This window comes from Tolypothrix campylonemoides VB511288_2, assembly GCF_045999855.1.
GTDB classification, from domain to species: domain Bacteria; phylum Cyanobacteriota; class Cyanobacteriia; order Cyanobacteriales; family Nostocaceae; genus Scytonema; species Scytonema bouteillei_A.
The window spans coordinates 1-12,571 of sequence record NZ_JBFPMW010000025.1 but is presented as its reverse complement, the minus strand read 5'-3'; the positions used below and the strand labels follow the sequence as shown (position 1 = coordinate 12,571).

At 41.6% G+C, this 12,571-nt stretch carries 10 protein-coding genes; 6 read left to right on the top strand and 4 right to left on the bottom strand.

All coding sequences use genetic code 11. From position 1 onward, the window contains the following. Window positions 1–32: 32 nt before the first annotated feature. Together AB0756_RS39405 and AB0756_RS39400 are read right to left on the bottom strand one after the other, a co-directional pair. Window positions 33–485: a hypothetical protein gene (locus tag AB0756_RS39405; RefSeq protein ID WP_408019797.1), complete on the bottom strand. Its 453-nt coding sequence runs from the start codon at window positions 483–485 to the stop codon at window positions 33–35. A gap of 345 nt (window positions 486–830) precedes the next feature. Beyond that, a complete protein-coding gene (locus AB0756_RS39400) occupies window positions 831–1,136 on the bottom strand; it encodes a hypothetical protein (RefSeq protein ID WP_038092018.1) in 306 nt (101 codons plus the stop codon). 289 nt (window positions 1,137–1,425) lie between these two features. On the opposite strand from AB0756_RS39400, the gene AB0756_RS39395 reads away from it, so the two are divergent. The 5 genes from AB0756_RS39395 to AB0756_RS39375 all read left to right on the top strand — a co-directional run bounded on the left by AB0756_RS39395 (window position 1,426) and on the right by AB0756_RS39375 (window position 4,755). Continuing rightward, complete coding sequence (locus tag AB0756_RS39395) at window positions 1,426–1,671, top strand: hypothetical protein (protein ID WP_038092021.1); 246 nt, start codon at window positions 1,426–1,428, stop codon at window positions 1,669–1,671. A 186-nt stretch (window positions 1,672–1,857) separates the two neighbouring features. Then, entirely contained in the window at window positions 1,858–2,892 is a 1,035-nt protein-coding gene (locus AB0756_RS39390) for a protelomerase family protein (RefSeq protein WP_038092023.1), read from the top strand. 82 nt (window positions 2,893–2,974) lie between these two features. Then, entirely contained in the window at window positions 2,975–4,186 is a 1,212-nt protein-coding gene (locus AB0756_RS39385) for a hypothetical protein (protein ID WP_050045089.1), read from the top strand. 68 nt (window positions 4,187–4,254) lie between these two features. Next, on the top strand, window positions 4,255–4,452 hold the full coding sequence (locus AB0756_RS39380; protein ID WP_038092026.1) for a hypothetical protein: 198 nt from the start codon (window positions 4,255–4,257) through the stop codon (window positions 4,450–4,452). Window positions 4,453–4,587: 135 nt separating this feature from the next. Beyond that, entirely contained in the window at window positions 4,588–4,755 is a 168-nt protein-coding gene (locus AB0756_RS39375; protein ID WP_153021583.1) for a hypothetical protein, read from the top strand. A 1,283-nt stretch (window positions 4,756–6,038) separates the two neighbouring features. On the opposite strand, the gene AB0756_RS39370 is transcribed toward AB0756_RS39375, so the two are convergent. Further along, a complete protein-coding gene (locus AB0756_RS39370; protein ID WP_038092080.1) occupies window positions 6,039–7,598 on the bottom strand; it encodes an ATP-binding protein in 1,560 nt (519 codons plus the stop codon). After that, window positions 7,598–10,315 (bottom strand): TnsA endonuclease N-terminal domain-containing protein, encoded by a 2,718-nt coding sequence (locus tag AB0756_RS39365; RefSeq protein ID WP_050046025.1) that lies wholly within the window; start codon window positions 10,313–10,315, stop codon window positions 7,598–7,600. The genes AB0756_RS39370 and AB0756_RS39365 overlap by 1 nt, the downstream gene beginning before the upstream one ends. 122 nt (window positions 10,316–10,437) lie before the next feature. Between AB0756_RS39365 and AB0756_RS39360 the strand changes: the two genes are divergently transcribed. After that, window positions 10,438–10,728: a hypothetical protein gene (locus AB0756_RS39360; protein WP_038113185.1), complete on the top strand. Its 291-nt coding sequence runs from the start codon at window positions 10,438–10,440 to the stop codon at window positions 10,726–10,728. Window positions 10,729–12,571: the final 1,843 nt, after the last annotated feature.

The following is a 12,571-nucleotide window of genomic DNA, read 5'->3' as shown; positions in this document are numbered from 1 at the left end:
ATGATGTCACTTTGAGCACGTAAGATAGCTTTTTATTTAATAAATACAGCATTTACATTTATGCCATTATAAAAAGGGTTAGATAGTTTAATTGAACCTCTTTTCTCTAAAATTTCTAAAACATTAATTAAAGTAGTTTCTTCTAAATTGGTTTCTTTTAAAATATCTTGAACTGGAATAGCTTTATCTTTATCTCCATTAGCCATATTAACAATACTTTGAATAACTAAGCTTATTAAATGATTTACTGTGATTGCTATACCTTCTAGAGTAATAAATACAGAATGCACATCTATACCATTAGAAAAAGGACTAGATAATTTAATAAAAACTCTTTTCTCTAAAATTTCCAAAGCATTAATTAAAGTAGTTGGATCTAAATTGGTTTCTTTGAAAATATCTTGAACCGCAATAGCTTTATATTTATTTCCATTAGCCATGTTGACAATAGTTCCAAAAACTAAGTCTATTGAGTTACTAACCATAGTTCTTACACAATTACTTCAAAAATACTTTCTCACTCAATTTAATTATTATTATCAGACAAGCAATCAGTAAAACTACGTAAATTCTCAGAAGATTAATTGCTCAGTCGCGGTCAAATATTTTTCTTGTACCATATTAGTGTTTTTCTTCATGCCATTACTAACCCTCTTGACGTTGACTGCAACCTTGGTTAGACTGAAAGCATAACTAAAGTAAACAAGGTATAAATAGACAAGTCCAGTCAAGTGATGAACTAGAAAATAATTTTATTGATGACCGAGTTAAGAAGTTATTACCGATTTTTGAAGCACTCGCACCATATAAGCTGAATCAGCGTAGCTAAATCAGAGTTTTGGTATTTGCCCTGCTTTTTTAGATTCTTCAAGGAATTCAGAGTGTTTTCCCGTATAAATTGCGTCAATACAGAGCTTGCCCCATAGCTCTGCATCTTCACGACAAGACACCCAATGTACCCCTACCTCGACTAAACCGCCTGCTATCCCGTTTACAATTACGAGCCAGTTAAAAGCTACAAGTTCGGGATAGTGATATACATAAAAATAATGATGGCGATAGTCAATAGTAGCTACTAATTGTGTAAAGTAATACATTTTTTTTGGAAAAGGAATGTCTGCTTTTTCAAACAACATTAGCTATCGAAATTCCTAAAAATTAATTTCTGCAATGATTTTTTTCTTATGGTAATCATAGGCGCTGTATGCGCCTTTTCTGAGTCCAGATTGTTAAAGAATATTAGAGGGATAAATGCCCGAACAAATTTTTCCAATCATGGTCTTCATCTCTACCTAAAGTAATAGTTTTAAAAAACATCTAACTTAAGGATGAAATGTTGGTCTATCTTTTGGTGGCTGTAATCACTATCGACATTTACACATTCTAGTAGTGGTAGCTTTGTAGTTCCCTAGGATGGCTTAGTTAATGGAAAGAAGGTTTCATGCCACTGTTGAAGATAAGGAGAACATATACTACGTAGAATTGTTCAAACGAGGCGTTGAGTACAATAAAGCTGCAATAGCCGCAAAAATTCTAGCTTCAGGAAAATCAGATGAAGACTTTACCCGTGAAGAAATAGAACTGGTTAATGAAGTTTGTGAACAATGGTTAGCAAAACATAAGCAGAACAAGCATTTAAATCCGTTTTTAGCAAAATACAAGCAAATTTAGTGCTTTACAACATAAGATCTAATAAATCCCTGTTTAAAAAAGAATAAATATTCTATGACCGCCTAGCCTACGTGTTAGGTGGTTATTTTTAGCATTATGTAAGTGCCTCCCTGTATCTTATGACTAACCCTCTTGACATTGCATATAGCCTTGGTTAGACTTAAAGCATAACTAGGAAAACAAGGTATGAGTAGACAAGTGAAGTCAAGTGATGAGTTAGAAAATAATTTTATAGACGAGCGCGTAAAAAAGCTGTTACCGATTTTTGAAGCACTCGCACCATACAAACTGAATCAGCGTAAGAAGGGAGTAGGGGATATACCGGGATGGGAAAAATTAGCGGTGCAAGAAGCTCGACTACTCAAGCTTACTTACCCAGATGATAAGCCAGAGGATGAAAAAGAGTATGGCACTTGCTTGAGACAAATTACTGCACTCAAAAAAGCACTAAAACAAGCTGCTAAAACTCAATTAAAAGATCCTGCTCTAGTGAATCCAGTAAACACCATTGCTACTCACTTTGGGAATGCTCTTAGTTATCTGTTTAGCGAGTATAAAGAACGTCAAAACATCCGTTATAGAGGAAAAGTTACCGAACGTCGCCAAAAAGAAAACCGCGTCCAGATTGATTTAACCAACTCCCTTAAGTTTGCCCATAACGCACTGACTGAGGTAGCAGAGGGTAAAGAGCCAAACTGGATTGATGTTAGTTGTGCGATCGCGCTAGCAACTGGTAGGCGGATGGGAGAAGTACACTGTTCAGCCGTATTTGAACAGTCAGATGAATATGAGATTGCTTTTAGGGGTCAACTCAAGGGTAAAGACCGCAAGGTAAAGATAGGAGCTAAGAGCATTCCACTTAAAAAAGCTACGTTCTACATTCCTACCCTACTCCCTGCGGAATTGGTTTGCACTGGTTTAGATTGGCTTGAGGGTAAAGGTAAACGCTTTTCTAGGGATTCTGACCCCGAACGAGTCAACCGCACATGGTCAAAAGTTCTTAATCTGGCTGTAAAGGATTGGGACATCTTCCCAGAAGATGAGCGAACATACCACAAGTTCCGTGCTGCTTATTTAAGAGCGTGTATTGAAAATGACCCCACAGTTGATAAGTATGATTTTACGGACTACGCCAAGGACATCTTAGGGGATGATGACGAAAATACCATCAATGCTTACAAGCGATACGAAATCAAACCTGGGACAATCACAAAAATTTAAGAATCCCTAGACCAACCCTCTTGACGATTATAAACTAGAGGGTTAGTCTAAAGATACAAATCAAGTAAATGATATCTTAATTATGTCACAGGCAGAAATCGCTACAAAAATCGGTCAGGAACTAGCTTCTAAGCTTCAAGGCATTACTGATGAAACAGTCATTAAAACTCTGACTATTGAAGCTTGGCACGAATTAAGAGCAGCAATCAAAAATTTCAGTAGTTTCAGTACTAGAGGTTTGCCCACCGTTCGCAAAACCATTAAGCAAGCATTCCCCGATAATGAATCTGCTAAAAGAGGCTACTACCATACAACACAGGGTAAGGGTCAAATATCCCGTTATGAGCATTTAGCACTTTGGTATTTAACCTCAAGTACTGAACGATGGGAAATTGTTGGAGACAAAGCAAGAACTGCATATTTTAACAACCTCCCAGAATTGCCAACTACACAAACTGAGTCACAACCACAAGAACAGCCACAAGAACAACCACAGCCCCAAACTACAAAACTAGAAGATATGACACTGCAACAACTAGAACTGGACACAGAGACTCAAGCAATTGTTGAAAATGCTCTCAATCACTCTGGAATGAGCCTAGCTGACTTTATCAAACAAGCCTGTAGAGTGTATGCCCGAACAGTGGTAGGCAAAGCTGAGCAAGCTACTAAGACCGATCTAGAATCCATCCCTACTGCTGAACTCTTGAACAATTCAAAGTTAAGAACATTACCGGGTAGGGCTGAAGAACTGGCTAAACGCGCTATGGTCGCCATCATGCATCACAACGATATGGCGACTGAAAAATCACAAAAGTGGTGCCTTACTGGTACTGCTATCAATGCTTTAACAGGGTCAAAGATGACATTGATTAAGAACGTTATGGAACAGTACAAAGTGATGATTGATGACCATAACACCAAGCATGGACTCAACGCCTATGACAATCGAGGCAGATCTACGGCAATTGAGCGAGACATTGATTTTGTGAATTTCTCTGAGTCATCCATGCCAGCAGTAGCGATCTGCCCAAAGGGCAGCAGCGAAGCTATCGCACCAAAAGAAACCAAAGTAGAAACTACTGTAAAACCAACGACTAAGCCAACATTGCCCAAGGCAACGCAAATCAAAGTAGTTCCTATCGAAACCTCACTATTAGAAATTCACGATATTCTCAAAGCTAACCCTGGTTATAAAGTGCGAGTTAAGGACGGACGGAAAGCATATACTTATGTACTAGTTAGTGAAGGAATTTTAATCGAAGAAACTGGTGAAATTGAGAAGTTAGCTTAAATTTAAAAGTAGGGGATGTTTCCTCCTACTCTTAACATTAAGAAACCTAAAGTAAAGAGTAATAAATTATGAATCAAGATGAAGATTTAGATATGGTAAGAATAAAAGTTTTGTACCAAAAACTTGAACAAGAGTTTAAAGACGGAAAAAATTTGAATTTTGAACAAAGAATAGATATTAAAAGGCAGAAGAGACTACATCACTTAACTACGGATTTTTGCAACGCAATAGAAGCCAAAATGAGGCAGTACTACCCGTTTTGGTGAAGCGCTATCGCTATCCCTTCGATTACTTGTGAGAATCTAGCTTGCTCAAATCAGTTTTCATATAAGCCATTGAACAGAAGAAACGACTATGTTGATTGAATGATACTGGTAGTGTGAAAAACAAGAGTGATAGCTATGATGACCGCCGAACAACTAAAAATTTGGAATATACAACTGAGAACTATAAGTTTAGAACTTGTTACCAGAAGTGAGGAGTTACAACTTACAAGCCAAGAACTAGTATTTAGAAGCCGAGTACAACGAATCGCCAGACAAATCGCTAAAGAATTAAGTGACCTATAATCCTAACGCTTGACCAACAAACCGTACTATTAAGCACATAAATCATCCTTCTAAAGGTTGAAATACTTATCTGTCTTTAGCTAGCTGTTACATAACTGAAAATTTTTAATCTTAAATAAAGGATTAAATTACTTAATTCAAACGGGGTCAGTTGCTATAAAGACCTTGACTATAAATCTCTTTGACACTCCTACGGTTTTCTCGCTGTAGGAGTGTCAATTATTTTGCCCTACAATGTTAAGTTTTAAAGTGAACAAAATGGTTCTTAAAATTCGCCCATACCCGTGCAGTGTGGGCTTCTTGTCATTCATAAGCACAAATACTTACCCTTCCACCTCCCCCCTCCATCCGTTACCTTGTCGCCGATCGCCTTTTTTTTGTTAGCATGCTCGCTACGCGGTTGGAAATCGAAAGCTGTGACTTGCACCATAAAATGAGCTTTTAGCTCACATTATGCTTCACAAAGTAGATGTTCATTTTATGGGTCAAAAAAACGGTCAAAGTAGAAAATTCATTTCCCCATGTATTACACAGTAGAAATTTGTTAACCTAACGGTGTATTACATGGAAAGGGTGATGTTGAAACGGGATATTCAAGGGAAATTTACCCTCAAAAACGATGATTACCGTCAAATCCGCTCATTGAGACTAACAGATGACACATGGAAAGCATTGGGCATAGCTGCTGAATGCTTAGGAATAACTTGAGCAGATTATTTAGAAGAGATGGTAAAAAGCAACAATCTACCAAGTGTATTGAGACAATAAAGTCTTACACTGGCGTAGCCCCCAAGCCTTAATCTTACGTTAGCCAAAAAAACTGGATTGACAATAAAGTTTTACCTTGGGACGTTTGCCCATTCCTTTTTTGAGGAGCGAGCGTGACAATAAAGTTTTACACCAAGATGATTGAAAATGCTTTAAGTGATACGGCCCATCATACAAAATCCAGTCGCAAACGTACCAAAGTATGGATGGTTTCAGTGTAGGACTTTATTGTCTTGTGTACGACTTTATTGTCTTATGTAGAACTTTTTTGTTCTCATACACCAAGTAATACACGGGAAGAAGAGGGGAGTTTCCCATGTATTACACGGAAAGAGGAAAATCAAGATCAACAACCGCGTACACCGACACTGCCGAACATGGTGGAACTTGAAGTTTTACGCGACCAAGTATTACAGGAACTAAAATTAGGTAAACAAGCCCCTGGGTACAAAACAACCCAAAAAGCTCTTAATCAATACATCACTCTATTAAGCAAAAGATTGTAAATTTTCTACCTACTCCCCAACCTTATCTCGTTGTGGCTTGCGTTGTCCGACACTCCTACGCCCATTTTTCTTGGGAACTGCTTCAACATTGTTAGACTCAGTTGTTAAAGATATTACCTCGAATTGAGAACTAAGTGTATCTTGTGGCATTTCCTCGGAAACTACAGCAGTATCCTTCTTTTTCCGAGTTTGTCTCTTCTTAGGCTGAGTTTGTGATTCTGCGACCTCAGTCACAGCACTGGGTATATCCTGCGTCATTTCTTGAGTGTTCTGTGTAGCTTCAGTTACTACCACAGGAGATTCCTTCTTTTTTCGAGTTTGCCTCTTCTTAGGTTCTGGGCTACTAGCTATTGCTTCTGAAGTAGGAGTAGGAGTATTAGCCTGTAGCGTCTGTGCGTCAGAACGTTTTTTACGAGTAGATTTAGTAGTAGCAGTAGAAACAGGTGCAACAGTAGACTTTGACCCAGATGATAAATCTACAATCCCACCAGGAACAGAAGTCGAAGTCATCCCCATCTGTAACAAATGCCATAAATGTTCGCGGCGACTTTCCATGTAACAAAGTTTTTGTTCACCCTCAGTTGCCTCTATCGCCATCCGCTCACACTGAGCCAGCGAAAGAGTATGTTCATGCAATCGCTCCAAAGTCAGGGTATCACAACCATCGTGCAACGCCGCCGCTACTGCCCGAATTAACCAATCCTTCAACACGCCTACGCAACCAATAGAACGCTCATAGAAATAAACCCAATGCTGCATCAAAGCCGGAATATCAACCTGAAGGGGAACTTGCCTCAGCAGCGCCAGTAAAACTCCCTGAAAATCCTGCCTATCAAGTTCATGCTGAAACAAATAACGGGGGAAATGAATATCTAACCCCCGGCGTGATGCCTGTCCACTTAAATTGCGAAAATTCAAAAGTTCATAAGTGCCAATGAGAATATGCAGTACACCAGTCACATTCGTCATCGACTTAATCCAATCCAACTGGTCTAAAAGCTTACCACCACTAGCCCCACTACCAATCTTCATTAAATGCTGCGCCTCATCCAAAATCACAGCCTTAACACCGCGTTTACTCATTGCTTCTTCCAAAGCCTGACGCAGTTCAGGAGAATCATTAAACTGTGCCGTTTTACTTCTGCCACGCCCCTTTTTCTCCCAGGTTTGCTCGGCATCAATATCCACCATCATCCGCCGCTCATAAAATGGCTCTCCCAATAACCTCAGTGCCGTGCGGTAATAATCAGTACGATTAAACAACCCACCGTCAGGAGGTCGTGTTTCTACCAGTAACAGTGGCATTGGGGACATATTGCCATTGCGATAGCCAGACGAAAGAGAACCATTCTGGTCAACAGTAGTCCCATTTAAGCGTTTAGTAATCTGCCGAATCATCGTCGTTTTTCCCACCCCGCTAGGTCCATACACCAAGACATGGGCAAACCCCGCAGGTTCACGAATCGCACCCATCAGCAACATATCCACTTGTGCCAACTGGGGATGAGATATTGCATATTCCTTGAATTGCTTGAGTTGGGACTGTGCTGATTCAGGAAAGTTCTCCATTACTTGTATTCCTCAAAAACAGGCAGTTTTGTGACATCCAACAGTTGGATATTTTCAGTTTTATGAACTTTGGCGACATCTTTGCTGTTGAGTGGAACTGCTATTGATTGCGGTATAACTTGTACTTGGGAAACGGACGGGACATCATGTCCACCAGATGTTAAATTTTCCCGTACACTTTTGGCTTCTAAATCCCGTAATCTTTGCAGTAGAAGCGTTTCATGCTCTTGCGCTCTGGCGATAAAATCTGCTAATCGTTTAGCTGAGATATTCGTACTCTGAGAATTCCCCTTGTCTTTTTTTCTGATTTCCTCTGCGGCTAACAGCACTTCTTTCTCTGTACGTCCGACAAAGGTGCTGTAATACTGGGAGATACATTTAACCCAGCGTCCTTCTAGATAGGCATAAGCTGCACCCATATCAAAGGGGTCATAGCGCACGGGAACTTTGGTTTTTTCAACGGCAGGATTGCGGAAAGCATCATTCCAGTAATAAAGATAGTTGACTTTAATTCCAACTCCTGGCTGGACTAAAGCCGTTCCTTTGGCTGTACTGGGGCGTGTAGCCATGAGGAAGTCTTCGTTGTAGGCAATGTGTCGGTGTTCTCGTTCTCCGGCTATCAGCAAGGAGTCGGTATACACTTGTAATGGTGTTGCTCCCAAGGAATCATGCTCGCTGGTGTCGTAAATGGTGTAGGCCCACTCGCTGAGGTAAGTATACAAATCTGCCAATGTCCACACAGCTTGTTGTTTGGGGTCAACGGATGGAGTCAGTTGCCGTGGTTGTTTACTGGCTTGGGTGTTACCTAAGAGGTTGTATACAAACGCGGTATTTGTTGTGCCGAACAATCGTTCTATGACTGAACCAAAACGCGGTTTACCACCAGGACGTGTTTTTTTGATGCAGTGGTAGCGTGCTAGTAGGGTGTCAAAGTAAAGGCTATGAAATTCTTTGCCGCCATCTACGACTACGGCCCCTGGAAAACGACCAAATCGCTGGATACAAGACCGTAGTGCCATCATGCAAGACCTGTAACTGGGTGGGTCAAAGGTGAGATAAAGGGCGAGGATACGTCGGGAATAGGCATCAATGAGTAATGTTAGCCAAGGTCTTCCTAAGTTCCGTCCTGTGGTAATTGAGCGTAGTTCGATGTCGAGTTGGGTGTGGTCAATGTGGACGATGGCAAAGGGTCTGTCTCCATGCCGGGGCGTGGTTAGGGCTAGTTCTAAGATTGTTGGTTCTGTTGAGTATGCAGCTTTTGCTCCCTGACGTTTTTTGGTTTGTTCATGAATGGGGCGCTGTTTGAGGCGGTGATAAAAGGTGCGTGAACTCAGGGGTTGTATATTTAATTCGTTACAAGCTCTAATATATAATCTATATACTGAAGCTGCTGGTGCTTGCCTAGGTGTCTCGAAGTGTTCGATAATAAATTTATTGAGTAGTTCGCTTGATTGGTTTGGTGCTTTGGTTTGACGATTTCCTCGCCTAGAAGTACGTGGTAGTAAACCAACGTAACCGCAACCATACCTGGCTTCGGCTTCTCGAAACTGTTTTACCCATCGTTTCAAGGTACTGGCAGGAATATCTTTGTAGATATCTGCCTGGTGCTGAATATAGGCTTGTACTAGATGAAATCGGCGGTTTGCTTGGCTGAGGTCGCTGGGAGAGGCGGCATCCATGAGTGCTTGGACTGCATTATTGATGGATGCTTGTTTTTCTGAATTTTGAATTTTGATGTTGCCGCAAACTAATAGTTGCAGGAAATAAGCTGTTGGTAGTTGAATGGGTTGTCCGATTTCTGGTAGGAGTGTGGTGGCGATTTCACCAAAGTTGACTAATGTCCAGGGCTTAGAGTCCCATAGCAGGATTGTGGAAGGTAGGAGTGCTGTGGGTGGGGGTATTGGTTGATGGTGCTGTGTTGTTATGGCTAGATGTGTGTAGGCTTGATGGGTTTGTTGGTCTAGATATAGTTGTACTCGCCAGTGTTCTACTAGGGGTGCTGCATACAGATCTACGTAGAGTTGCTCTGTGGCTATCATGGCGTAGATGTCGTTAGCTCTGACTCCGGGTATTGAAGCAAGTGTGGCGGTTATGGTGATTCCGGGGTTGGCTTGGACTGCGGTGAGTGTTTGTTCAGTGATGGTGTGGGGGATGTTGGTGTTGAATCTCAGGTAGTCTTCTAGAAAGATGAGGTTTTGGCTGAAGATGGGATGCAGTTCGCTATCGGTGCGGATGTGGTATTTAAGTCCGTAGGAAGAAGCATGGGCACATCCTGGTGGGCTGTGCCATTTCCCGTCGGCTGTTTTTTGGTAGCGTCCGGGGTATTTTTCGGCTAGTCGTTTGAGTTCGGTTTCGGTTTTCCATTCTTCCCAAGCTGCACCATTAGTTCTGAGTACGAAGAAGTCTGGGGTATGGTAGTGACCTATTTTGCGTCCTGTTTTGTTGTGGTACTGGATTTTGAAGGGGGGTGGCTGGTCGTAGTATTCCAATACCTCTGGGTCGTGTTCCATTTGGTAGATTGCCCACAGTTCTACGGTGTGGCTCTCAAATTGGATGGTTTGACCCATTTTCCGGCTGGGGTAAACTCCGCTGACGTTTTTGGCGCGTCCTTGTACACGACGTGAGGGTGGGGCTGACCTGATTGTGGCAATTAGGTCTTGGCAAGATGCCGTTAGTTGCTGTTGGGAACACCATTGGTCAAATTCAGAGGAGTTCATTGATGCCACAGGTGATAGGTGTGTGTTTGGGCTTCTTTTTTTCTTGACTCTCCCTAAAACCCTATATCTAGAGACATTTTTGGGTTTCACTACACAAGTCTATATTACTAATTACGGGGGGAGTGAAGCATATCTTGGTTATTTTGAATCATATTTTAGGACAAAAGTTGAAATTTGTACGGCTAAAAGCTGTTTGTTTGCTTGGGGTTTTGTCCACTCAGGTTTTTAAAACTCCAATTCATATTATAGTGCAAAAAATCAACTCTGGCTCATTATTTGCTGCAAAGTTTTCTTTCGCTTTTTCCCGTAAGGCTTATTTTGCCGTTACTTATGGCTCAAGTTATGGTTCACAAACTGGCTCAAGTTATGGTTTAAGTCATAAAAGCCGTTGTAGATACGGGCTGAAAAATTGACCTTCAAAAGTTCACCGTGTCCACGCGTTGGTGTCCACTGATTTATTGCGATCGCACCCCCAATCCCACGCCCTATACACTACAAATGTAGTATATGTAGCAGTAGTCACGCGATGTATGGCGCTGCAATGCCAGCTACCCCAGAGAATGAAGATTGATGCCCTCAAGACATTTCAAGCCGTCTGCAAGCGATTTTAGAGGGCAGTTTTTCTGGTAGGCATGGTAGCCACGCTCAATATTAGTAGTTATGGAGAATTCTGGTAGTCGTAGTCATGGTCTGTAGTCTTGGAAGTTGTTAGATCTATATATTTAATGAGCGTGACTACCAACGGGTACGTATATTACGTATGCAAAGTATTTGCTCAATGGTAGTCATGGGAGTAGCAGTAGTCGTAGGCGTAGTCTGTAGTCTTGGAAGTTGTTAGATCTATATATTTAATGAGCGTGACTACCAACGGGTACGTATATTACGTATGCAAAGTATTTGCTCAATGGTAGTCATGGGAGTAGCAGTAGTCGTAGGCGTAGTCTGTAGTCTTGGAAGTTGTTAGATCTATATATTTAATGAGCGTGACTACGTTGAAACTGCAATTATTGAAATTGCAACTATTAGATTATCGAATTATGTAAGAATCGGAAATTTGTCACTGGGGATTGGGGAATAGGAGTAGGGGAGTGGTGGCCCGGTGAAGCGGCAATCATATGACGGTGACATAAGGATGCTGACTGGAGGCGCGATCGCAACGCACTAGGGAGAAGTGGTAATCAAGTAGCCAATGAAGCGGTAGAGTAGCAGCGGTGGACGCGGTGAGGTTGAGATTGGGGATTGGGGAGTAGGGGGGTAGAGGAAATGCGATCGCGTAAGTGGTAGTAACCAGTCACGCAACAATCATCTGACGGTGATATAAGGATTGCTGACTGGAGACGCGATCGCGGTATGGGCTAAAAATTGTATGCGCTCGCAACCACTTTATACGCATCGACTCTTATCGTTCCCGATAAGCCAACTTTTCTCACGTCCAAACCATAGAACTTTACTTGATTATTGTGAAGCTGTCGCGATGACAGTCTATGGATAGTGGTAAGTACTCTAAATATTAGGGTGCGTTACGTCCACAGCTATCCATATTTATATAAGCCAGGGTAGCTGTGGACGCAAAATTGGGACTGGGGACTGGGGACTGGGGGAGTAGGGATTGGGGAGAAGTAGCATCTGGAGAAGTGGACGCGGTGAAGTCAGGTTGAATGCGATCACGCTTCTAACCAGTCACATGACAGTGACATAGGGATTGAGGATTGGGAGAAGTGGACGCGGTAGCTATCTATGGACAAGGTAGACTAGGGTAGTCATGGGATGATTGGGGTAGCAGCCATAACTATTGGAATTCTCAATGAATAAGTGACAATGGTAGAGCGAAAATCTATGGTGGACACGGTAACAGAAGAATGCTGTCATGTCTGTACTAGAGGGTCAGGTCTAGCTGTGGGCTGTGGTTATGCATATATATGTCTATACCAGTGGACAAGTCAAGGCAGATATGGGTAGACTAGAGGGTTGAGTCTGAGGAATGGGGACGAACTATGGCAATGATGCATAGACTAGTGGACAAGTCATTACAACTATGCCAATACTAGAGGGTATAACCATGCAATTATGGGTATACAAGAGGATATATTTAGGTATTTATGTATAGACCAGACGGTTTAACCATGCAACTATGGGTAGACTAGACGGCATATCAATGCAATTATGCATAGACTAGAGGGTATGTATATATTAACTAGAGGACTAATACACACATAAAACAAGACAAAACGACTAATCCATAGATACCTTGCTACC